Below are 23,892 nucleotides of genomic sequence, written 5' to 3'. Positions count from 1 at the left end.
GCCTGGCACTCCACCAGGCATCCCTTGTGTCGACGCGCCCGTTCGGGCGGCCGTCCGCTTCCGTACCCATTCCACGGGTGACGGCCTTCGTCGAACGCGGCTGCGGCCGCGTTTTCTTTTTTCCGGATGAATCGTTATTCGCGAGCAAGCTCGCTCCTACGAAGAGCCGCCTGCAGGAGCGAGCTTGCTCGCGAACCCGCCCCTGCGCCGAATTATCCGGACAAGCACGTTCCGTAGGATGGGTGGAGCGCAGCGATACCCATCAATCGGGTGCAACGACCGCATGGGTATCGCTGCGCTCCACCCATCCTACAAGGGCTTTCGCAGCGTCCCGCGCGCGCAACACCTGCCGCTGGTGAGCGCAACACCTGTAGCGCCCGCAACACCCGTACAACCTTCGGCAGAAAACGCCAGGGGCCCCGAACCGCAAGCCCTCCAGCCCAATTCGCAAAGCCTGGCACAGCGGTTGCTCTGAGCCTTGCAAGCCGCGGCGAACGATCCGCGGCACCAACAAGAATCGGAGAACCTCCATGAGATCGATTGGCCTGTCTGTGCCTTCCGTTCGCCTGCAACCCGCCCTGCGTCATTCCCTGCTGACCGCCTCGCTGCTGATGGCCGGTTTGTCCGCCAACCTGCAAGCTGCCGAGACTCCGGCCAACGTCGATGGCCAGCGCATCGCTGCTGCCGACAAGGAACCGGGCAACTGGATGACCACCGGTCGCACTTACGACGAGCAGCGCTACAGCCCGCTCAAGCAGATCGACCAGAGCAACGTCGGCAACCTCGGCCTGGCCTGGAGCCATAAGCTGGATATCGACCGCGGCGTCGAAGCCACACCCATCGTGGTCGATGGCGTGATGTACACCACCGGGCCGTTTTCCATCGTCTACGCGCTGGACGCCCGCAGCGGCGAGCTGCTGTGGAAGTACGACCCGCAGTCCGACCGCAGCCGCGCCGGTGAGGCCTGCTGCGATGCGGTGAACCGTGGCGTGGCGGTGTGGAAGGGCAAGGTCTACGTCGGCGTGCTCGACGGCCGGCTGGAGGCCATCGACGCCAAGACCGGCAAGCGCGTGTGGAGCGTCGACACCCGTACCGATCCGTCGCGCAGCATCACCATCACCGGTGCGCCGCGCATCGTGAAGGGCAAGGTGATCATCGGCAACGGCGGCGCCGAATTCGGCGTGCGCGGCTACATCACCGCGTACGACGCCGAGACCGGCAAGCAGGACTGGCGCTTCTTCACCGTGCCCGGCGACCCCAAGGAAATGCCCAAGGGCAAGGGCATGGAAATCGCCGCCAAGACCTGGTTCGGCGACAACTTCCACAAGCAGGGCGGTGGCGGCACCGTGTGGGACTCCATGTCCTACGACCCGGAGCTGAACCTGCTGTACATCGGCGTCGGCAACGGCTCCTCGTGGAACCCGCGCATCCGCAGCGAGGGCAAGGGCGACAACCTGTTCCTCTCGTCCATCGTCGCGATCAACCCGGATAACGGCGAATACGTCTGGCACTACCAGACCACGCCGGGCGACGCCTGGGACTTCACCGCCACCGCGCACATCATGCTGGTGGACATGGAGATCGACGGCAAGCAGCGCAAGGTGCTGATGCAGGCGCCGAAGAACGGCTTCTTCTACGTCATCGACCGCGAGACCGGCAAGCTGCTCTCGGCCAACAACATCGTGCCGATCAACTGGGCCAAGGGCGTCGACCTGAAGACCGGCCGGCCGATCCGCAATGAGGCGGTGTCCGACTACTGGAAGGACCCGCAGAAGAAGGCGCGGCTGATCCAGCCGGCGTTCTGGGGCGCCCACGACTGGCAACCGATGTCGTACAACCCCAACACCGGACTGGTGTACATCCCGGCGCACATCATGTCGGCGATGTACCAGGACGTCGACGGCGCGCCGCCGCGCTCCAAGTTCAAGAGCATCTACCAGCTCGACGTCAACACCGGGATGATGCCCGAGGACCCGGAGGGTCTGCGCAAGATCGCCGATACCTGGACCGGCAAGCTGATCGCCTGGGACCCGGTGAAGCAGGAACAACGCTGGGAAGTGCCCTACAGCACCATCTTCAACGGCGGCACCCTGAGCACCGCCGGCAACCTGGTGTTCGAAGGCACCGCCGACGGCCGCGTGGTGGCCTACGCCGCCGAGAACGGCAAGAAGCTCTGGGAGTCCCCGGCCAACACCGGCGTGATGGCCGCACCGATCACCTATGAGGTGGACGGCGAACAGTACGTGACCTTCATGGCCGGCTGGGGCGGCGCCTTCTCCACCTTCGCCGGCGCCCTGTCGCTGCGCGCCGGGGTCAAGCCCAACGCCCAGGTGCTGACCTACAAGCTCGGCGGCGCCGCCAAGCTGCCGGACATCAACTACAAGTGGGCCGACCGCAAGCCCGAGCCACCGGCGCTGACCGGCACCACCGCGCAGATCGACCAGGGCCGCGAGCTGTTCAACTCCAGTTGCTCGCAATGCCACGGCATCAACGCCATCAGCGGCGGCGTGGTGCCCGACCTGCGCACCCTCAGCGCGGAAAACCACCAGCGCTTCCTCGGCATCATCTACGGCGGACGCATCCCCGACGGCATGCCCTCGTTCCAGGGCCACCTCGACCTGCAGCAGGCCGAGGCCGTGCACCAGTACCTGATCAAGCGTGCCTACGACCTCAAGGAACAACTGGCCGGCGCGCAGAAGACCGCCGCCAAGTGATGGCTCCCCAAGAAACAGCCCAGCAGGAGACTGATTCATGACCGAAGTAACGACCTACCAGCACTACATCGACAACCGCTTCGTCGCCGGCGAGCCGTTGATCGAGGTGCACAACCCGGCCAATGGCGAGCTGCTGGCGCGCATCCCCGAGGCCAGCGCGGCCCAGGTGGACAGCGCCATCGGCGCTGCCCGTGCGGCGCAGAAGGGCTGGGCGGCCAAGCCGGCCATCGAGCGTGCCGGCTACCTGCGGCGGATTGCCGAGAAGGTCCGCGCCAACGCGCCGCGCCTGGCCAGGATCATCACCGCCGAGCAGGGCAAGGTGCCGGCACTGGCGGAAGTGGAAGTGAACTTCACCGCCGATTACCTCGACTACATGGCCGAGTGGGCGCGCCGCCTGGAAGGCGAGGTGCTGACCAGCGACCGCGCCGGCGAGCACATCTTCCTGCTGCGCAAACCGCTAGGCGTGGTGGCCGGCATCCTGCCGTGGAACTTCCCGTTCTTCCTCATCGCGCGGAAGATGGCGCCGGCGCTGCTGACCGGCAACACCATCGTCATCAAGCCCAGTGAAGAAACCCCGATCAACTGCTTCGAATTCGCCCGCCTGGTGGCGGAAACCGACCTGCCCACCGGCGTGTTCAACGTCGTCGGCGGAACCGGGGCCAGCGCCGGCAGTGCGCTGACCAGCCATGCCGGGGTGGACCTGATCAGCTTCACCGGCAGCGTCCCCACCGGTTCGCGGATCATGGCCGCGTCAGCGCCGAACATCACCAAGCTGAACCTGGAGCTGGGCGGCAAGGCGCCGGCCATCGTCCTCGCCGATGCCGACCTGGAGCTGGCGGTGAACGCCATCAAGGCCTCGCGGGTGATCAACACCGGGCAGGTGTGCAACTGCGCCGAGCGTGTCTACGTGCAGCGCCAGGTAGCCGACCAGTTCATCGAGAAGATCGCCGCCGCCATGGCTGCCACCCGCTTCGGCGACCCGAACGTGCAGGCCGACCTGGACATGGGCCCGCTGGTCAACCGCATCGGCCTGGACAAGGTCGCGCAGATGGTCCGCACGGCAACCGGGCAGGGCGCCCAGGTCATTACCGGCGGCGCGGTGGCCGACCTCGGCAAGGGATTCCACTACCAACCCACCGTGCTGGCCGGCTGCACGGCCGACATGGAAATCATGCGCAAGGAAATCTTCGGCCCGGTGCTGCCGATCCAGGTGGTGGACGATCTCGACGAAGCCATCGCCCTGGCCAACGACAGCGACTACGGCCTGACCTCGTCGATCTACACGCGCAACCTCAGCGCCGCGCTGAAGGCCAGCCGCGAACTGGACTTCGGCGAGACCTACATCAACCGCGAGAACTTCGAGGCGATGCAGGGCTTCCACGCCGGCACGCGCAAGTCCGGCATCGGCGGCGCGGACGGCAAGCATGGGTTGTACGAGTACACGCATACCCATGTGGTGTATGCGCAGGAGTGAGCGGTAGGGGCTCCAGGAGCCCCTCTGCCTGGCCCTGGCCTCAAGCAGGAGAGGCGACTGTTCGGTACAGGTTGAAGGCACAGTCTCAGCCGGCACGGACGGCCCCCTCTCCCTGTGAGAGAGGGCTGGGGTGAGGGCCACGGGGCGGCACGGACTCTCCGCCGACCAGGCCGAAGACAAATCACCGTTTTGACTGGGCGGGCCGTCCTTGCCAGGTGCGGTCCGCTCCTTTTTCCCTGCGCCTGCAGGTGGCCTTTGCGGAGGAGCGGACTCTGTCCGCGATGGCTTCCGGCGCGATGCGGACCTGTCGCGGACAGAGTCCGCTCCTACAACACGGGTCAGCACTCCACCTGATCAACGGACGCAGCGAAAAAGGAAACGATCAATACAACGCATTGGGCTGCACGATGCCGTGCTTCTTCATCTTCCGATACAGGGTCGACCGGGCAATGCCGAACTGTTCCGCCACCGCACTGATGTTCCACTGCCGCTCGCGCAACGCCGCCAACAGGTGGCGCGCCTCATCGTCGTCCAGGCGGGCGGCGAGGGCGGTCGTGTCGGCTGTCTGCGGTATATCGGCAGCGACGGCGGGAGCCGCCTGATGCAGTTCCAGCGGCAGGCAGTCCAGGTCGATGCGACCGTCCTCCGCGAGGGCGGCGGCATAGCGCAGGCAGTTCAGCAACTGGCGGATGTTGCCCGGCCAGGGATGGCCGCGCAGCCGCTCGCGCACCGTCGCGTCGAGCCGCAGCTTGCCACCCAGGCCCGCCAGCAGACTGTCGATCAGCGCTTCGCGGTCAGTGCGCTCGCGCAGGGCCGGCAATTGCAGGGTCATGCCGGCGAGGCGGTAGAACAGGTCCTCGCGAAAGCCCTTGGCGCGGATCATCTCGGCCAGGTTCTGGTGAGTCGCGGAGACCACCTGCACGTCCAGCGCCACCGGCGTCTCAGCGCCCAGCGGGAGGATTTCGCGCTCGGCCAGCACGCGCAGCAGGCGCGTTTGCAGGTGCGCCGGCATGTCGCCGATCTCGTCGAGGAACAGGGTGCCGCCGTTGGCCAGCTCCAGCTTGCCCTTCATGCCCTTCTTGCTGGCGCCGGTGAAGCTGCCGCCGCGGTAGCCGAACAGTTCGCTCTCGATCAGGCTCTCCGGAATCGCCGCGCAGTTCAGCGCCACGAAGGGCCCGGCGTGGCGCGCGCTGGCCTGGTGGATGGCACGGGCGAAGGCCTCCTTGCCGGTGCCGGTCTCGCCGGTGACCAGGATGGAAATGCCCTTGTCGAGCACCTTGCGCAGCTTGCGCACGCCGTCCTGCAGGCGCGGGTCGGTGCCGGCGAGGCGGGTGAGGTCGGGATGCTCCGGGCTGTTCGCGCCGCTGCGAGTCGGCGATTGACGACGTGGCGGGCTGGCCGGCGTGCGCAGGCCCACGTCCACCAGCGCGTGGTCGGCCAGGGTGCGCAGGCGAATACCGCGCGCGCCGCCCTTGCTCAGGTCGAGAAGCTGGTCGACGTCCGCCTCCAGCAACTGCTCGATGCGACTGCCCAGCAGCTCGCCACGGCTGGCGGTGAACGCGGCGTGGTTGGCGCCGATCACCCGGCCCTGTTCGTCGAGGGCAATCAGTTGCTCGTTGGCCAGGTCCGATACTTCGTCACGGGCCTTCACCGACAGCGTCAGGCGGTCGCGGTAGCGCTGGCGGAAACTGGCGTTCTCGATCAGCCGGGCATACAGGATCACCAGTTGCAGCGTCAGGTACTGGGCGTCCTTGGGCCCGTCGTTGTACAGGCAGGTGGCATTCAGGCAGCCGCGCAACTGGTGCTGGGCATCGAAGATCGGCGCCACCGAGCAGCTCAGGCGGAAGTTGCTCACCAGGAAGTGTTCCTGGCGGTGGATGGTCAGCGCCTCGCCGGCGGCCAGCGCGGTGCCGATGCCGTTGGTGCCGGCGATGGATTCGTCCCAGCGCGCGCCGACGATCAGCCCGGCCTGGGTGTAGCGGTCGCGCTCGCTGGGCAGGCGTGCATCGAGGGTGATGCCGCGCTCGTCGCTGAGCAGCACCGCGAAGCCCGCCGGCAGCACGCGCCGGGCCAGGCCGGTGACGCCCTGGCTGGCGATGGCCAGGTAGTCCTGGTGCAGGCTCTGGTGCTCGCGGATTTCCCCGGCGGTAAGGATGTGTTTTTCCGCCCGCGCACGCGGGTCGAGATGGTGCTCCATCACGCTGCGGTACCAGGAACGGGCGATGGCGCCCTCGGGCTGGATATCACGCTCGCCGAAGTGATCGGCGATGAAGGCGGCAAGGTCGTTCGGGCAGTTTTCCAGGGATGGCGGGTGCATGGTCACTCCCGGCGGCCGTCAGTCGGACTGCGGCGCATTGTTTTTGTAGGGGATCGGCTCCGTGTAGGACCGTTCCTAGGATTGCTCAGTCTAGACCGGTCGGTCACGGGCGACGAGAGCCCGAGCAAGGGCTGTGCCGGAACACGCCGCGCGGGGCACCGAGCCCCGCGCCAGGCCGCCCGCCGCCCAGGGGCGCGGGCGCTATCGGGCAACGGCTGTCGCAGCAATGGGACAGTTGTAGCGGTGGGGCGCGACAGCTGTCGCGGGCCCGCTACCAAATCAGGGGGGAATCTCCTTCGAAAGTATCATTCGGAGTGCCCGACCCTGGTGTTTAACTCGACCTTGCCGGTTCTGCCGGTGCCTTCCAACAAGAAAGAGGACAGACCCATGTGGACCAAGCCTAGCTTTACCGACCTGCGCCTTGGCTTCGAAGTGACCCTGTACTTCGCCAACCGCTGATCCACTCGGCCCCGGTCCGCCGGGGCCCCTGCCCACGGGGCACTGTCATGCACATCCGAATTCTCGGGTCGGCCGCCGGCGGCGGCTTTCCCCAGTGGAACTGCAACTGTCGCAACTGCCGTGGCGTGCGCGACGGCAGCGTGATCGCGCAGCCACGCACGCAATCGTCCATCGCGCTGTCCGACGACGGCGAAAACTGGATTCTCTGCAATGCCTCGCCGGATATCCGCGCCCAGCTGGCGTCCTTCCCGGCCCTGCAGCCGGCGCGGCGTCTGCGCGACTCGGCGATTGCCGCGATCGTCCTGCTGGACAGCCAGATCGACCACACCACCGGCCTGCTCAGCCTGCGCGAAGGCTGCCCGCACGAGGTGTGGTGCACGCAGATGGTCCATCAGGACCTGTCCACCGGCTTTCCGCTGTTCCCCATGCTGTCGCACTGGAACGGCGGGCTGAAGCACCGGCTCATCGAACTGGACGCCGAGCCTTTCGTCATCCCCGCCTGCCCGGGCCTGCGCCTCACCGCCATCGCCCTGCGCAGCAGCGCACCGCCGTACTCGCCGCACCGGGGCAACCCGCATCCGGGCGACAACATCGGCCTGTTCGTCGAAGACACCGCCACTGGCGGCAAGCTGTTCTATGCGCCGGGCCTGGGCCAGGTGGATGACGGCCTGTTGCAGTGGATGCGCCGCGCCGACTGCCTGCTGGTGGACGGCACGCTCTGGCGCGATGACGAGATGCGCGTCTGCGAGGTGGGCGACAAGCTTGGCAGCGAGATGGGCCACCTGGCCCAGAGCGGCCCCGGCGGCATGCTCGAGGTGCTCGACGGCATCGACGGGCCGCGCAAGGTGCTCATCCACATCAACAACACCAATCCCATTCTCGACATCGCCTCGCCCGAACGCGCCGAACTCGACGCGCGCGGCATCGAGGTGGCGTTCGACGGCATGGGCATCTTCCTGTGACGGCCCTTTCAGAAGGAGCCTCGCGATGACCCGCGAAGCCATGAGCCCCGCCGAGTTCGAGCAGGCACTGCGCGCCAGGGGCGCCTGCTACCACATCTTCCACCCGTACCACGTGGCCATGTACGAAGGCCGTGCGAGCCGCGAGCAGATACAGGGCTGGGTGGCCAACCGCTTCTACTACCAGTTGAACATCCCGCTGAAGGACGCGGCGATCCTCGCCAACTGTCCGGATCGCGAGGTGCGCCGCGAATGGCTGCAGCGCATCCTTGACCACGATGGCGCGCCGGGCGAGGAGGGCGGCATCGAGGCCTGGTTGCGCCTGGCCGAATCCGTGGGGCTGGAGCGCGAGCAGGTGCTGTCCCAGGAGCTGGTGCTGCCCGGTGTGCGCTTTGCCGTCGACGCCTACGTCAACTTCGCCCGCCGCGCCAGCTGGCAGGAAGCGGCGAGCAGCTCGCTGACCGAGCTGTTCGCCCCGCAGATCCACCAGTCGCGCCTGGACAGCTGGCCGCAGCACTACCCGTGGATCGACGCCAGCGGCTACGACTACTTCCGCAAGCGCCTGTCGCAGGCGCGCCGCGATGTCGAGCATGGCCTGCGCATCACCCTGGAGCACTACCGCACCCGCGAGGCCCAGGAGCGCATGCTGGAAATCCTGCAATTCAAGCTCGACGTGCTCTGGAGCATGCTCGACGCGATGAGCATGGCCTATGAACTGCAGCGCCCGCCGTACCACACGGTGACGAGCGAGCGCGTATGGCACAGGGGGGTGCTGTGATGAGTCTGCCGTCGCTGGACAGCGTGCCGGCGCTGCGCCGGGGCTTCCGCCTGCAATTCGAACCGGCCCAGGGCTGCCACGTGCTGCTCTATCCTGAAGGGATGGTGAAGCTCAACGACAGCGCCGGGGCGATTCTCGGTCGCGTCGACGGGCAGGCCGACGTCGCCGGCATCATCGACGGCCTGCGCGCGGATTTCCCCGGTGTGCCGGGTATCGACGAAGACATCCTGGCATTCCTCGAGGTGGCCCATGCGCAATTCTGGATCGAGCTGCGCTGAAGCGCCGGTAGGGCCACCGCTCTGGCTGCTGGCCGAGCTGACCTACCGCTGTCCGCTGCAGTGCCCGTACTGCTCCAACCCGCTGGACTTCGCCAGGGGCGGCGAGGAGCTTTCCACCGAACAATGGATCGAGGTATTCCGCCAGGCCCGCGAGATGGGCGCGGCGCAGCTGGGCTTTTCCGGCGGCGAGCCGCTGGTGCGCCAGGACCTCGCCGAGCTGATCGCCGCTGCGCGCGGGCTGGGCTTCTACACCAACCTGATCACCTCCGGCATCGGCCTCAACGAGAAACGCCTGAAGGAGTTCGCCGACGCAGGGCTCGACCATATCCAGATCAGCTTCCAGGCCGCCGACGAGGAGGTGAACAACCTGCTCGCCGGTTCGCGCAAGGCGTTCGCCCAGAAGCTCGCCATGGCCCGCGCGGTAAAGGCCCACGGCTACCCGATGGTGCTGAACTTCGTCACCCACCGGCACAACATCGACAGCATCGAGCGGATCATCGAGCTGTGCATCGAACTGGAGGCGGACTTCGTCGAGCTCGCCACCTGCCAGTTCTACGGCTGGGCCGAGCTGAACCGCGCCGGCCTGCTGCCAACCCGCGAACAGCTGCAACGCGCCGAGCGCATCACCGCCGAATACCGCGAGCGCCTGGCCGCCGCAGGCAACCCGTGCAAGCTGATCTTCGTGGTGCCGGACTACTACGAGGAACGTCCCAAGGCCTGCATGGGCGGCTGGGGCAGCGTGTTCCTCGATGTCACCCCCGACGGCACCGCGTTGCCCTGCCACAGCGCACGCCAACTGCCGGTGAAGTTTCCCAATGTGCGCGAGCACAGCCTGCAGCACATCTGGTACGAGTCCTTCGGCTTCAACCGCTTCCGCGGTGATGCGTGGATGCCCGAACCGTGCCGCTCCTGCGACGAGAAGGAGCGCGACTTCGGCGGCTGCCGCTGCCAGGCGTTCATGCTCACCGGCGATGCCGAGGCCACCGATCCGGTGTGCGCCAAGTCGGCGCACCACGGGATCATCCTCGATGCCCGCCGCGAGGCGGAAACCGCCGCCGCGCCGCTCAGTGCGCTGACCCTGCGCAACGAGCGGGCCTCGCAACTGATCTGCAAGGCCTGAGGATGCAGCACAGTGACTGGAGCGCCGAACGGGCGGTGGCCGCCGCCGGGGATTTCGCCGAGCTGCAGGTGGCCCACGGTGGGCTGCTCTGGGCCGCCTACGATCCGCTCAGCGGGCGCTGCCGCCTGTTCCTCCGGCGCGAAGGCCAGAGCCGCGAGCTGACACCGCCTGGCGCCTCGGTGCGCAGCCGTGTCTACGAATACGGCGGCGGCGCCTGCTGCGCCACCGCCGACGGCGTGGCCTGGGTGGAAGAGGGCGACCAGCAGGTGTACTGGCTGCGGCTGGGCGGCACGCCACGGCCGCTCACCCACCGCGACGATTGCCGCTACGGCGATCTGCATTACGTGCCGGCATGGAACGCGATTCTCGCCGTGGAAGAGGAGAACGGCAGCGGCGGGGTGATCCATCGTGTGGTACGTCTCGACGCCGATGGCCGGCGCCGGGTGATTGCCTGCGGCGCGGACTTCTACGCAGCGCCGGTGGCCGACGGCAGTGGCGAACGCATCGTCTGGGTGGAGTGGGATCGCCCGCACCAGCCCTGGACACGCACCCGCCTGTGCGAGTCCTTCGCGGGCGAAGAGCGCTGCCTCGCCGGGCAGGCCCGCCACGAATCGATCCAGCAACCGCGCTTCGCCGAAGACGGCCGCCTGCACTGGCTGAGCGACGGTGGCGGCTACTGGCAGCCGTACCACGAAGTCCGCGCTGCCTTGCCGAGCGCCGCCGCCGATCACGCCGGCGCTCCCTGGCAACTGGGCGGGCAGACGTTCCTGCCGCTGTCGCAGGGCAACCTGCTGGCGACCCGCTACGAGGAAGGGCGCGGCGTGCTGGTGCTGTATGACGGGCGGGGAGGCGAGCGCCGGCTGGCCCCGGAGTACAGCCGCTTCCGCGCGCTGGCGGCGGACGAACGGAATTTCTACTGCATCGCTGCCGCGGCGGACCGCTTGCCGACGCTGCTGGCGATCCGCCGGGTGGACGGCTCCACCCAGGTACTCGCCGGGGGCGAACGGCCGCTGGCGGAAGCCGAACTGTCCCGCGGTGAGGCGTTTCACTACCCGGTGGGCGAAGACGAGTGCGGGCACGGGTTCTTCTATCCAGCGCATGGAAACCAGGCGGCGCCGCCGCTGGTGGTATTCCTCCACGGCGGGCCGACCTCGGCCTGTTACCCGGTGTTCGACGGACGCATCCAGTTCTGGGCCCGCCGCGGCTTTGCCGTGGCGGATCTCAATTACCGTGGCAGCAGCGGTTACGGCCGCGCCTATCGGGAGCGCCTGCACCTGGGCTGGGGCCAGGTCGAGGTGGAAGATATCGGCGCGGCGCTGGACTACCTCGCGCGGGCCGGGCGCATCGATCGCCAGCGCGTCTTCGTGCGTGGCGCCAGTGCCGGCGGCTACAGTGCGCTGATGGCGCTGGCGCGGCTGCCGGGCCTGCGCGGCGGTGCCAGCCTCTATGGCGTGAGCGACCCGCAGGCGCTGGCGCGGGTAACCCACAAGTTCGAAGCGGATTACCTGGACTGGCTGATCGGCGATCCACAACAGGACGCCTTGCGCTACCGCGAGCGCACTCCGCTGCTGCTGGCCGAGCGCATCCGCGCACCGATGATCTTCTTCCAGGGCGAGCTGGATGCGGTGGTGGTGCCGGCGCAGACCGACGCCATGGTCGAGAGCCTGCGCCAGCGCGGCGTGCCGGTGGAGGTCCACCGTTACGCCGGGGAGCGCCATGGCTTCCGTCAGGCCGCCCACCTGGCCCACGCGCTGGAGGCCGAATGGCGCTTCTTTCAGGCGCTTCTGAGTAGCTGAGCTGCCTGTCAGAGCCGTCTGCCAAGGTCGCATTGCAATACCTGACGGATACAGTAGGCTGCCGGAAATATCCCATAACAATAACGACAGAGCCCCCGATGTCCCACGAGCTCAGCCAACTGCGCAAATTCGTCTCGCCTGAGATCATTTTCGGTGCCGGATGCCGGCACAATGTCGCCAATTACGTGAAGACCTTCGGCGCCCGCAAGGTGCTGGTGGTGTCGGACCCGGGTGTAGTCGCCGCCGGCTGGGTCGCCGATATCGAGGCCAGCCTGGCCGCCCAGGATATTTCCTTCTGCCGCTATACCGATGTGTCGCCCAACCCGCGCGTGGGAGAAGTCATGCGCGGCGCCGAGGTCTACCGCAGCGAAGGCTGCAACGTGATAGTCGCCGTCGGCGGCGGCAGCCCGATGGATTGCGCCAAGGGCATCGGCATCGTCGCCGCCCACGGGCGCAATATCCTCGAGTTCGAGGGCGTGGACACCCTGCGCGTGCCCAGCCCGCCGCTGATCCTGATTCCCACCACTGCCGGCACCTCGGCGGACGTCTCGCAGTTCGTGATCATCTCCAACCAGGACGAGCGGATGAAGTTCTCCATCGTCAGCAAGGCGGTGGTGCCCGACGTGTCGCTGATCGACCCGGAAACCACCCTGACCATGGACCCGTTCCTCTCCGCCTGTACCGGCATCGATGCCCTGGTGCACGCCATCGAGGCCTTCGTCTCCACCGGCCACGGCCCGCTTACCGACCCCCATGCGCTGGAGGCGATGCGGCTGATCAACGGCAATCTGGTGCAGATGATCGCCAACCCGGCGGACATCGCCCTGCGCGAGAAGATCATGCTCGGCAGCATGCAGGCCGGGCTGGCGTTCTCCAACGCGATCCTCGGCGCGGTGCACGCCATGTCCCACAGCCTGGGCGGCTACCTCGACCTGCCGCATGGGCTGTGCAACGCCGTGCTGGTGGAACATGTGGTGGCGTTCAACTACAGCGCCGCGCCCGAGCGCTTCAAGGTGATCGCCGAAACCTTCGGCATCGATTGCCGCGGCATGAGTCACGCGCAGATTCGCCAGCGCCTGGTGGAGCACCTGATCGCCCTGAAGAATGCCGTGGGCTTCCATGAAAGCCTGGCGTTGCATGGCGTTGGCAGTTCCGACATTCCCTTCCTCTCGCGCCATGCGATGCAGGACCCGTGCATCCTCACCAACCCGCGTGAATCCAGCCAGCGCGATGTTGAGGTGGTGTATGGCGAGGCCCTCTGACGAGCAGCAGCAACAGGCCCTGGCCGGGTTGCTCGGGCTGGGCAGCCACTCGGCGCGCAAAAGCCATTATCCCGAGCTGGTGGCGCGCCTGGACGAACTCGAGGCGGAGCGCAACCGCTACAAATGGCTGTTCGAGAACGCCGTCCATGGGATCTTCCAGGCCAGCCTGAGCCAGGGATTGCGCGCCGCCAATCCGGCGCTGGCGCATATGCTCGGTTACGACGATCCTGCGCAGGTGCTGTGGAGCCTGCAGGACATGGCCAGCCAGTTGTTCGTCGGCGGTGAGCAGGAGATGCGCCGCATCCGCGACCTGCTGCGCGACGGTGGCGGGCTGTTCGGCTACGAGACGCGTCTGCGCCGGCGCGATGGGACGCATGTCGTGGCGCTGATGAACCTGCTGATGAAGCCGGACGAAGACGGGCTGGTGGAAGGCTTCGTCGCCGATATCACCGAGCGCGTCCAGGCCCAGCAGCGCCTGCAGAGCCTCAATGAGGAACTGGAGCAACGCGTTGCGGCGCGGACCCTGGAATTGCGGACGCTCAACCAGCAGCTGCGCGAGGCCCGCGATGCCGCCGAGGCGGCCAACAACAGCAAGGACAAGTACCTGGCCGCCGCCAGCCACGACCTGCTGCAGCCGCTGAACGCCGCGCGGCTGCTGGTTTCGACCCTGCGCGAGCGCAAGTTGCCGAGCGCCGAGCAGCTACTGGTGGAGCGCACGCACCAGGCACTGGAAGGTGCCGAAGACCTGCTCAGCGACCTGCTGGAAATCGCCCGCCTGGACCAGAGTGCGATCCGTCCGGACCTGGACCTGCATCCGCTGGACGAACTGCTCGCGCCGCTGCTCTCGGAGTTCGACGAAGTGGCCCGCGCCGCCGGCCTGCGCCTGCGCAAGCGGATTCCCGCGCTGGCGGTGCGCACCGATCACCGCCTGCTGTCGCGTATCCTGCGAAACTTCCTCAGTAATGCCTGCCGCTATACCGAGCGCGGCAGTGTGATGTTGGCGGCGCGGCGGCGCGGCGAGAACGTGCGGCTGGAGGTCTGGGATACCGGGCGCGGGATCCCGGCGGACCAGTTGGAGGCGATCTTCCTCGAGTTCAACCAGCTGGATGTCGGCCGTGCCGCAGACCGCCGGGGCGTCGGGCTGGGCCTGGCGATCGTCGACCGGATTGCCGGCATCCTCGGCTGCCAGGTGCAGGTGCGTTCGGTGCCCGGGCGAGGTTCGGTGTTTGCCATCGAGGTGCCGCTGGTGCGTGATCTGCCGGCACCCGTCGCGGCGGACAACGCTCCGCGCGCGGTCACCGGGGATCCCTTGCCCGGCCGGCGCCTGCTGGTGATCGACAATGAGGACGCAATCCTGGCCAGCATGGCAGCGCTGTTGGGGCAGTGGGGCTGCGAGGTACTGCTGGCGAGTGATTTCGATGAGGCGTTGAGCGTGCTGAAGGGGCGCGCGCCGGAAGTCATCCTGGCCGATTACCACCTCGACCATGGCCAGACTGGCTGCGACGCGGTGCACCGGCTGCGCTTGCAGTTCGCCGCAGAGTTGCCGGCGGTGATGATCACCGCCGACCGCAGCGACGAGTGCCGCCGCGCCCTGCAGAAGCTCGGGGTGCCGCTGCTCAACAAGCCGGTCAAGCCGGGCAAGCTGCGGGCGGTGCTGAGCCTGCTGTTGAGCCATTGACGGCCGGGCGGCGGATCAGTCGCCCTGGCGCCCAAGCATGCCGTTGACCTTGTCGCGCAGGGCATCGATGGAGAACGGCTTGGCGATCATCGACATGCGCGTGGCCAGTTCGCTGCCGTCGATGTGGACGATCTCGGCGAACCCGGTGGCGAACAGGATCGGCAGCTCCGGGCGGGCTTCGCGCGCGGCGCTGGCCAGCTCCTCGCCGTTCATGCCTGGCAGGCCGACATCGGTGAGCAGCAGGTGGATCGCGGTGTCGCCCTGCAGGAGCGGCAGCGCCTCTTCGGCATCCTCGGCCTGCAGCACCCGGTAGCCGATCTCCTCCAGCACTTCCACGGTGAGCATGCGCACCAGGTCGTTGTCCTCGACGACGAGGACGCATAGCTGCTGGCTCGCCGGTTCGTTGGGGGGCGTCGGGGCGTCGGGGATGCTGACCACAGGATTGCCTCTCGGTAGGTAGAGTGTGACGCAGGTGCCCTGGCCGGGCTCGCTGCGCAGGCGGATGTGCCCGCCGGATTGTTTGATGAAGCCGTAGACCATCGACAGGCCCAGGCCGCTGTTGGGGCCGATGCCCTTGGTGGTGAAGAACGGGTTGAAGACCTGGGTCAGGGTCGATTCGCTCATGCCCTGGCCGCTGTCCTGCAGGGCGACGGCAAGATAGTCGCCAGCCGGCAGGTCGTGGGTGCCGCTGGCGATCTCCTGGCGTTGCAGGGTGATGCCCAGGGTGCCGCCGTCGGGCATGGCATCGCGGGCGTTATCTACCAGGTGGAGGAGCGCCTTGTGCAACTGGTCGCGGTCGGTCAGCACGCTCGGCACGTCATCCAGGCTGAGCGTCAGGGCGACGTCCGGCCCGACCCGCACGGCCAGCTCGTCGTGCCAGTCACGCAGTTGCTGGCCGAGGTCCACCGGATGCATGGCCAGCGCCTGGCGGCGAGCGAAGGCCAGCAGGTTGTGGGTCAGCTCGGCGGCGCGCTCGGTGGCCTGGGTGGCGGCGTGGAGGATGTGGCTGAGCTCCGGCTGGGCGTTGGCCGGTGCGCGGCGGGTGATCAGGTCGAGGCTGAAGCGGATGCTCGCCAGCAGGTTGTTGAAGTCGTGCGCCAGGCCGCCGGTGAGCTGCCCGACGGCTTCCATGCGCTGGGCATTGAGCAGGGCGGCCTGCGCCTGTTGCAGCAGTTCGACGCCGCGCTTCTGCTCGCTGATGTCGCGCCCGCAACCATAGATCACGCCGTCTGCCGCGGTGGCATGCCAGGAAATCCAGCGGTAGCTGCCATCGGCATGGCGCATGCGGTTCTCGAAGTGCTGCAGGCGTTCGCCACGGGCCAGCGTGGCGCGGATGTCGATGCTCGGCCGGAGGTCGTCCGGGTGTACCAGCTCCTCGCTGTTGCGTCCGCTGAGCTGCTCCTCGCTCCAGCCCAGCAGGCTGCTCCAGGCCGGGTTGACGCTGCGCAGGATGCCCTGGTGATCGAGCACGCAGAGCAGGTCCTGGCTCACTGTCCATACGCGGTCGCGCTCCAGGGTGCGCTGGCGGGCCTCTTCCTGCACCGCTTCCCTGATCCGGCGTTCTTCCGTGCGCTGGGCAGCGGCGGCCAGGGCATGGCCGAGCAGGGCGGCCAGCTCGTTGAAGAAGGTCGCGTAGTGTTCATCCAGGCGTCGTCGCGGGCTGATGCCGAATACCGCGAGGCTCTCGGTGTCGCCGTCCAGCGGCGTGGCATAGGTGCTGTCGAGCACTTCCGGCCAGGGCGCGAAGGCGCGCGCATGCTGGCTGCCAAGGGGCGTCTGGTGGGCTTGCTGGAGACCGTTGAACAGGTGCAGGGGGTCATCCTCGGCGGTCAGTTGCGCCGGGGCAAAGCGGTCGCGGGTATCGGTGCCGCAGGCGCCGATCAGGGTGCCGGCCCGGTAGAGCAGGCAGAAGGGCACGTCATGGCCTGCTTCGCCGAGCAGGGCGAAGGCCTGGGTGCAGATCTGCGCACTGTCGTCGGCCTGGCCGAGGCGCTCCGCCAGACGGGTGAGCAGGCGCTGGCGGCGTTGCTGGATGACGTTGCCGGTGGTCTCGACCGCCGTGTTGAACAGGCCGATGGGCTTGCCGTCCTGGCCGAAGATCGGGCTGACGTTGTAGGTGAAGTAGGCCTCCTCGACATAGCCGAAGCGCACCATGGGCAGCAGGCGATCCTCTTCATGGGCGGCGACGCCGGTCTGCAGGATGCCGTTGTACATGGGGTCGAGGATCGACCAGATATCCGACCAGGCGACCCGCGCCGGCTGGCCGAGGCAGGCGGGGTGCTTGTCGCCGGGGATGGCGCTCCAGGCGTCGTTGTACAGCAGGATGAACTCCGGCCCCCAGTAGATGCACACGGGCAGGCGCGAGTTGAGCCCGACCTCGAGGATACCCTTGAGGATGGCTGGCCACTGGTCCATGGGGCCGAGTGGCGAGGATGCCCAGTCGTGCTGACGGATCAGCGGTGCCATGGCGCTACTGCTGTTGAGGAAATCGCCTGGCGAAATGGGGGTTTCCCCCGGGGAGCTTGGCATCGAGCAAACCCTGCGACCGATTGATCTTCTGTTCCTTGTCGGACGTTGGAAAGGCCCGTTAACAGAAGATTCCACTTTTCTCCGTGGGCAGCCGGAAATATTTCGAACGCCCGTGCGGGATCGGCTGTCAATTGGCCAGCCGGTGTGTAGCCTACAGCGCTTCACGTTATTATTTATGCTGTTTTAAGAACGTTCTTACAATAACTTCAAATACTTACCTGGCTTCCGTCGTTATAGCCGCTACACCGGCCGATCGCTTCCAGGGAAGGACCGCAGCAGGGAATCCATCGATGAACCAGAAAGTCGTCGCCGACGAAAGCGCCTTCCGCCGCATCCTCGCGCGCAACATGGCGCTGCCGTTGGGCATCTGTTTGCTGGGGGCGGTGCTGTTCATCGGCCTGATTCTCTACATGCTCGACGTGCTGGGCTGGGTCGAGCACACCGATCGGGTGATCTCCAGCGCCAACGAGATGCAGCGCCTCAGCGTGGACCAGGAGAGTGGCCTGCGCGGCTTCCTGATCACCGGCGATGCGCGCTTCCTCGAACCGCTGGAACAGGCGCGGCCACGCATCAACGCCGGGCTCAAGAGCCTGTCGGAACTGGTCGCCGACAACCCGCCGCAGGTGGAGCGGGTTTCGCGCCTGACCTCGATGCAGGACGAGTGGATGACCTTCGCCCAGCAGATGATCGAGTTGCGCCGCCAGGGCCAGGACACCTCCGACGCCATCAAGGCCGGGCGCGGCAAGAGCATGATGGATGCGATCCGTGCGCAGTACGCCTCGCTGATCAACACCGAGCAGCAACTGCGCCACGACCGCAACCAGTTCGCCTCCAGCCTTTCCACCGGCGTGGTCATTCTCTACCTGGTCTTCAGCATCGTGGTCGGCACGTTGCTGGCGTATTTCGGCCGCCGGCAACTGGTCAGCCTGTCCGAGTCGTATGCCGAGTCCCTGCGTCGCCAGGTGCTGCATAACGAACAGCTGCAGCAGCAGGCATGGCTGCGTGATGGTCAGAGCCGCCTGGGCGACCAGTTGATCGGCCAGCAATCGCTGCCGTTGCTGGGGCGCAGCCTGATGGAGTTCCTCGGTGAATTCGTCGGCTCGCCCATCGGAGCACTGTACGTGCGTGACGACCATGGCGGCCTGCTGCGCGGCGCCACCTTCGGCTTCGCCCGCGAAGTGGATGGCGTGGAGTACTTCGCCGCCGACGAAAGCCTGATCGCCCAGGCTGCCCGGCAACGCAAGCTGCGGGTGATGGAGGGCTTGCCGGCCGACTACCTGAAGGTCAACTCGGCGCTGGGCAACGGTTCGCCGGTGAGTGTGGCGCTGCTGCCGCTGCTCAACGAGGGTGGCGTGGTCGGGGTGCTGGAGCTGGGCTTCCTGCGGGTGCTGAGCGAGCGCGAGCAGGCGTTCCTCCAGGGCGTCGCCGAAACGCTCGGCAGCGCGGTCGCCGCCGCGCTGCATCGCCAGCGCCTGCAGGACCTGCTGGCGGAGACCCAGCAGCTCAACGAAGAGCTGCAGGTGCAGCAGGAAGAGCTGAAGACCGCCAACGAGGAGCTGGAAGAGCAATCGCGGGTGCTCAAGGAGTCCCAGGCGCACCTGGAGGCCCAGCAGGCCGAGCTGGAGCAGACCAACGAACGCCTCGCCGAGCAGACCCAGGAACTGGCCGCCCAGCGTGATGACCTGGACACCAAGAACACCGAGCTGAACCAGGCGCGCCTGGACCTGCAGGGCCGCGCCGACGAACTGCAGCGGGCCAGCCGCTACAAGTCCGAGTTCCTCGCCAACATGTCCCACGAACTGCGGACGCCGCTCAACAGCTCGCTGATCCTGGCGCGCCTGCTGGCGGACAACGAACAGGGCAACCTCGATGAGGAACAAGTGAAGTTCGCCGAGTCGATCTACGGCGCCGGCAACGACCTGCTCAACCTGATCAACGATATCCTCGACATCTCCAAGGTGGAGGCCGGCAAGCTGGAGGTGCGCCCGGAAAATGCCAGCGTGCGGCGTCTGGTGGAGGCGGTGGAAAGCATGTTCCGCCCGCAGGCCGACGACAAGCGCCTGCGCTTCGTTGCCGACGTTGCCGAAGACGCGCCGGCGCTGCTGTTCAGTGATCGCCAGCGAGTCGAGCAGATCCTCAAGAACCTGCTGTCCAATGCCCTCAAGTTCACCGATGCCGGCGAAGTTTCCCTGCACGTGAGTGCGGCGCCCGAGGGCCTGCGCTTCGACGTGCGCGATAGCGGTATCGGCATCGCCGAGGACCAGCTGCAGCGTATCTTCGAAGCCTTCCAGCAGGCCGATGGCGCCACCAATCGCCGCTACGGCGGTACTGGTCTGGGCCTGTCGATTTCCCGCGACCTGGCGCATCTGCTGGGCGGCAGCATTATCGTCAGCAGCGAGCCGGGCAAAGGCAGCGTCTTCAGCCTGCTGTTGCCACTGAACTACCAGGCACCGGTCGAGGACACTGCGGTCAGCACGCCTGCGCCGATCGTCGCCAGCGCCGCTCCGGTTGCTCCGCCGGTGGTGCGGGCGCCAGCCGCTGCGACCTTCGCCGACGACCGCGAGCAGGCCAGTGTCGGCCAGCGCTGCGTGCTGGTGGTGGAGGACGAGCCGAAATTCGCCCGCATCCTCTACGACCTGGCCCGTGAACTGGGCTATCGCTGCCTGGTGGCCATGGGCGCCGAGGAAGGCCTGCGCCTGGCCGACGAGCACGCTCCCGACGCCATCCTGCTGGACATGCACCTGCCCGATGAGTCCGGCCTCGCCGTGCTGCAGCGCCTGAAGGCCAATCCGCGCACCCGCCATGTCCCGGTGCACGTGGTGTCGGTGGAGGACCGCAGCGAAGCGGCCCTGCATCTGGGGGCGATCGGCTATGCATTGAAACCGACCACCCGCGAGCAACTGCGCGAAGTCTTCGGCAAGCTGGAGGCCAAGCTGACCCAGGAGGTCAAGCGCATCCTCCTGGTGGAAGACGACCCGCTGCAGCGCGACAGTGTCTCGCGCCTGATCGGTGACGACGACATCGAGATCACGGCGGTGGAGCAGGGCGAGCAGGCCCTGGAGCTGCTGCGCCGGAACATCTACGACTGCATGATCATCGACCTCAAGCTGCCGGACATGCAGGGCAACGAGCTGCTGCGGCGCATGGGCGAGGAAGACATCTGCTCGTTCCCGCCGGTGATCGTCTACACCGGGCGCAACCTGACCCGCGACGAAGAGGCCGAGCTGCTCAAGTACTCGCGCTCGATCATCATCAAGGGCGCGCGTTCGCCGGAGCGCCTGCTGGACGAGGTGACGCTGTTCCTGCACAAGGTCGAGTCGCAGCTTTCCAGCGAGCGCCAGCGCATGCTGCGCACCTCGCGCAACCGCGACCGGGCCTTCGAGGAGCGGCGCATCCTGCTGGTGGACGACGACGTGCGCAACATCTTTGCCCTCACCAGCGCCCTGGAGCACAAGGGCGCACGGGTGGAAGTGGCGCGCAACGGCCGCGAGGCCATCGAGAAACTCGACGCGGTCGGCGACATTGACCTGGTGCTGATGGACGTGATGATGCCGGAGATGGATGGCTACGAGGCGACCCGCCTGATCCGCCAGGACGCGCGCTGGAAGAAGCTGCCGATCCTGGCGGTCACCGCCAAGGCGATGAAGGACGACCACGAGCTGTGCCTGCGCGCCGGTGCCAACGACTACCTGGCCAAGCCCATCGACCTGGACCGCCTGTTCTCCCTGATCCGTGTCTGGTTACCGAAGCTGGAGCGCATCTGACATGCCTGATCGCAGCCAGGATATCGAGCTGCCCCTCCTGATCGAGGCGATCTACCTGAAGTACAGCTACGACTTCCGCGACTACTCCGGCACCTCGCTGAAGCGTCGTGTATTGCATGCCACCAAACTGTTCGAGTGCCGCAGCATCTCCGCCTTGCAGGAGCGCATCCTGCACGACCCACATGCCTTCCATGAGCTGCTGCAGTACCTCACCATCTCGGTGAGCGAGCTGTTTCGCGATCCCAGCTACTTCCTTGCGCTGCGCCAGGAAGTGGTGCCGGTGCTGCGTACCTATCCGTCGCTGCGTCTGTGGGTGGCGGGGTGCAGCACTGGTGAAGAGGTGCATTCGCTGGCCATCCTGCTGCACGAGGAAGGTCTGCTGGAGCGCACGCTGATCTATGCCACCGACATCAATCCGCGCTCGCTGGAACAGGCGCAGCGCGGCATCTATGCGGTCGACGATCTGGCCCAGGCCAGCGAGAACTACCGTGCCGCCGGCGGCAAGGGCTCGCTCTCGGACTATTACACGGCCGCCTACGACGGCGCGCTGTTCGACAAGCTGCTGCGTGCCAACGTGACCTTCGCCGATCACAGCCTGGCCACCGACAGCGTGTTTTCCGAGACGCACCTGATCTCCTGCCGCAACGTGCTGATCTATTTCAACCGGCAGTTGCAGAACCGCGCCATCGGCCTGTTCCACGAATCGCTGTGCCACCGGGGCTTCCTCGGCCTGGGCAGCAAGGAAAGCCTCGATTTCACCGACTTCGCCGCGGAGTTCGAGGTGGTGAACCGCCGCGAACGGGTGTTTCGCAAGCGATGAGTACGCAGCGGGATTTGCAGGGAAAGGTGCAGAGAACGGTGCAGGCCGTGGTCATTGGTGCCTCGGCGGGCGGCGTGGATGCGCTGTTCCAGCTGTTCGGCGGGTTGCCGGCGGACTTCGGCCTGCCCATGGTGGCCGTGCTGCATCTGCCGGAAAACCACGAGAGCCAGCTGGTGGACCTGTTCGCCAGGCGCCTGGCGATCCCGGTGAAAGAGGCCCGCGACAAGGCGCCGGTGGAGGCGGGCACGCTGTACTTCGCCGCCGCCGGGTACCACCTGTCCATCGAGCAGGAGCGCACCTTTGCCCTGAGCCGCGAGGCGCCGAGGAACTTCTCCCGGCCCTCGATCGACATTCTGTTCGACTCGGCCTCCGACGCGTACCGCGAGGCCCTGGTCGGCATCCTGCTGACCGGCGCCAACCAGGATGGTGCCGAGGGCCTGGCGCGCATCCAGCGCCAGGGCGGGCTGAGTATCGTCCAGGACCCGGCCGAAGCCGCCGTGTCCACCATGCCGGAGGCGGCCATTGCACTCCACGCCCCGGACCACATTCTTCGGCTGCGTGAAATTCACGCGCTCCTGACCCGAATGGGCACCCAACATGTTGCGTAACCAGGGAAGCAAACTGCTGATCGTCGACGACCTGCCGGAGAACCTCCTGGCGCTGGAAGCGTTGATCAAGGGCGAGGGCCGCGAAGTGTTCAAGGCCTCCTCGGCGGACGAGGCGTTGTCGCTGCTGCTGGAACACGAGTTCGCCCTGGCCATCCTCGACGTGCAGATGCCGGGCATGGATGGTTTTGCCCTGGCCGAGCTGATGCGCGGCACCGAGCGCACCAAGAACATCCCCATCGTCTTCGTCACCGCCGCCGGGCGCGAGCTGAACTACGCCTTCAAGGGCTACGAGAGCGGCGCGGTGGACTTCCTCTACAAGCCGCTGGACAACCATGCGGTGCGCAGCAAGGTCAACGTCTTCGTCGACCTCTACCGCCAGCGCAAGGTGCTCGACCGCCAACTGGAAGCGCTGGAGCAGGCACGTACCGAGCAGGACGCGTTGCTCGCCGAGTTGCGCGAAACCCAGGTGGAGCTGCAGCGCGCGGTGAAGATGCGCGACGACTTCATGTCGATCGTTTCCCACGAGCTGCGCACGCCGCTCAATGGGCTGATGCTGGATACCCAACTGCGCCGGTTGCACCTGGCCAAGGGTAAGCTGGAGCACTTCGCCGAGGAGCGCCTTGGCGTGCTGTTCGAGCGTGACGAGCGCCAGCTCACCGGGCTGACCCGGCTGATCGAGGACATGCTCGACGTGTCGCGCATCCGCACCGGCAAGCTGTCCATTCGCCCGGAGGTGGCCAACCTCGCGGAAATCGCCCGGCGTGTCCTCGGCAATTTCTCGGTGCAGGCCCAGGCCGCGGGCTGCGAGGTGAGCCTCGAGGCGCCGGAGGTGGTGGAAGGGGTGTGGGACGCCTACCGCGTGGAACAGGTGATCAGCAACCTGGTCAGCAATGCCCTGCGCTACGGTCCCGGCCGGCCAGTGCAAGTGAGCGTTGCGCTGCAGCAGGGCCAGGCGCAGCTCTGCGTGCGCGACCATGGCGACGGTATCGGCGCCGACGAACAGCGGCGCATCTTCCAGCAGTTCGAACGCGGCGCCGGCGCGGCCCGCGTCGCCGGGCTGGGATTGGGGCTGTATATCTCCGAGCAGATCGTCCAGGCCCACGGCGGCCGCATCGAGGTGCGCAGCGAGCCGGGGCAGGGCGCGGAGTTCTGCATCTACCTGCCGCTGGAGTGAGTCGTTTCGGCTCTGACGTTTCCCTGTAGGAGCAACTGTCTTTCTCGGGAAGCCCGTGCCGATGCTTTCCCCTCACCCCAGCCCTCTCCCAGAGGGAGAGGGCTAGGGTGAGGGATGGCCCAAGCGCAGAGGTATCTCGTAGGAGCGGACTCTGTCCGCGAT

The 23,892-nt window shown here is 67.0% G+C and carries 16 protein-coding genes; 14 read left to right on the top strand and 2 right to left on the bottom strand.

Going from position 1 to position 23,892, the window contains the following annotated elements:
• Positions 1-530: 530 nt before the first annotated feature.
• Together L6D89_RS19810 and aldA are read left to right on the top strand one after the other, a co-directional pair.
• Positions 531-2,714, top strand: coding sequence for a PQQ-dependent dehydrogenase, methanol/ethanol family (locus tag L6D89_RS19810; RefSeq protein ID WP_236200889.1), 2,184 nt, complete (start codon positions 531-533; stop codon positions 2,712-2,714).
• A gap of 37 nt (positions 2,715-2,751) precedes the next feature.
• Positions 2,752-4,188, top strand: a complete 1,437-nt coding sequence (aldA, locus tag L6D89_RS19805; RefSeq protein WP_236200888.1) for an aldehyde dehydrogenase — start codon at positions 2,752-2,754, stop codon at positions 4,186-4,188.
• Positions 4,189-4,570: 382 nt separating this feature from the next.
• On the opposite strand, the gene L6D89_RS19800 is transcribed toward aldA, so the two are convergent.
• Positions 4,571-6,505: a sigma-54-dependent Fis family transcriptional regulator gene (locus L6D89_RS19800; protein WP_236200887.1), complete on the bottom strand. Its 1,935-nt coding sequence runs from the start codon at positions 6,503-6,505 to the stop codon at positions 4,571-4,573.
• Between the two features lie 387 nt (positions 6,506-6,892).
• On the opposite strand from L6D89_RS19800, the gene pqqA reads away from it, so the two are divergent.
• The 8 genes from pqqA to L6D89_RS19760 all read left to right on the top strand — a co-directional run bounded on the left by pqqA (position 6,893) and on the right by L6D89_RS19760 (position 14,835).
• Positions 6,893-6,964: a pyrroloquinoline quinone precursor peptide PqqA gene (pqqA, locus tag L6D89_RS19795; protein ID WP_003106462.1), complete on the top strand. Its 72-nt coding sequence runs from the start codon at positions 6,893-6,895 to the stop codon at positions 6,962-6,964.
• A gap of 47 nt (positions 6,965-7,011) precedes the next feature.
• Entirely contained in the window at positions 7,012-7,926 is a 915-nt protein-coding gene (pqqB, locus tag L6D89_RS19790; protein WP_236200886.1) for a pyrroloquinoline quinone biosynthesis protein PqqB, read from the top strand.
• Between the two features lie 25 nt (positions 7,927-7,951).
• Positions 7,952-8,701 (top strand): pyrroloquinoline-quinone synthase PqqC, encoded by a 750-nt coding sequence (pqqC, locus tag L6D89_RS19785; RefSeq protein ID WP_236200885.1) that lies wholly within the window; start codon positions 7,952-7,954, stop codon positions 8,699-8,701.
• On the top strand, positions 8,701-8,979 hold the full coding sequence (gene pqqD, locus L6D89_RS19780; RefSeq protein WP_017518379.1) for a pyrroloquinoline quinone biosynthesis peptide chaperone PqqD: 279 nt from the start codon (positions 8,701-8,703) through the stop codon (positions 8,977-8,979). The genes pqqC and pqqD overlap by 1 nt, the downstream gene beginning before the upstream one ends.
• A complete protein-coding gene (pqqE, locus tag L6D89_RS19775) occupies positions 8,951-10,099 on the top strand; it encodes a pyrroloquinoline quinone biosynthesis protein PqqE (protein WP_236200884.1) in 1,149 nt (382 codons plus the stop codon). The genes pqqD and pqqE overlap by 29 nt, the downstream gene beginning before the upstream one ends.
• Before the next feature lie 2 nt (positions 10,100-10,101).
• Positions 10,102-11,895, top strand: coding sequence for an alpha/beta hydrolase family protein (locus tag L6D89_RS19770; RefSeq protein ID WP_236200883.1), 1,794 nt, complete (start codon positions 10,102-10,104; stop codon positions 11,893-11,895).
• 98 nt (positions 11,896-11,993) lie between these two features.
• Positions 11,994-13,157, top strand: coding sequence for an alcohol dehydrogenase-like regulatory protein ErcA (ercA, locus tag L6D89_RS19765; RefSeq protein WP_236200882.1), 1,164 nt, complete (start codon positions 11,994-11,996; stop codon positions 13,155-13,157).
• Positions 13,141-14,835: a PAS domain-containing hybrid sensor histidine kinase/response regulator gene (locus tag L6D89_RS19760; RefSeq protein ID WP_236200881.1), complete on the top strand. Its 1,695-nt coding sequence runs from the start codon at positions 13,141-13,143 to the stop codon at positions 14,833-14,835. The genes ercA and L6D89_RS19760 overlap by 17 nt, the downstream gene beginning before the upstream one ends.
• A gap of 15 nt (positions 14,836-14,850) precedes the next feature.
• Here L6D89_RS19760 and L6D89_RS19755 read toward each other — a convergent pair whose 3' ends face one another.
• Positions 14,851-17,301 carry an ATP-binding protein gene (locus L6D89_RS19755; protein WP_236200880.1) on the bottom strand — a complete coding sequence of 817 codons (2,451 nt, stop codon included), beginning with the start codon at positions 17,299-17,301 and terminating at the stop codon, positions 14,851-14,853.
• Positions 17,302-17,654: 353 nt separating this feature from the next.
• Here L6D89_RS19755 and L6D89_RS19750 point away from each other — a divergent pair, with 353 nt between their 5' ends.
• From L6D89_RS19750 to L6D89_RS19735, 4 genes are read left to right on the top strand one after another with little or no spacing between them, the layout of a single operon-like run.
• Positions 17,655-21,128 (top strand): response regulator, encoded by a 3,474-nt coding sequence (locus L6D89_RS19750; RefSeq protein ID WP_236200879.1) that lies wholly within the window; start codon positions 17,655-17,657, stop codon positions 21,126-21,128.
• A 1-nt stretch (position 21,129) separates the two neighbouring features.
• A complete protein-coding gene (locus L6D89_RS19745) occupies positions 21,130-21,948 on the top strand; it encodes a CheR family methyltransferase (RefSeq protein WP_236200878.1) in 819 nt (272 codons plus the stop codon).
• Complete coding sequence (locus L6D89_RS19740) at positions 21,945-22,556, top strand: chemotaxis protein CheB (protein WP_236200877.1); 612 nt, start codon at positions 21,945-21,947, stop codon at positions 22,554-22,556. Before L6D89_RS19745 ends, L6D89_RS19740 begins: the two co-directional genes overlap by 4 nt.
• Positions 22,546-23,730, top strand: a complete 1,185-nt coding sequence (locus L6D89_RS19735; RefSeq protein ID WP_236200876.1) for a hybrid sensor histidine kinase/response regulator — start codon at positions 22,546-22,548, stop codon at positions 23,728-23,730. Before L6D89_RS19740 ends, L6D89_RS19735 begins: the two co-directional genes overlap by 11 nt.
• The last annotated feature ends 162 nt before the right edge of the window (positions 23,731-23,892 follow it).

The organism is Pseudomonas pseudonitroreducens, assembly GCF_021603645.1.
Taxonomy (GTDB): Bacteria; Pseudomonadota; Gammaproteobacteria; order Pseudomonadales; family Pseudomonadaceae; genus Pseudomonas; species Pseudomonas pseudonitroreducens.
This window is presented reverse-complemented; position numbering and strand designations above follow the sequence as displayed.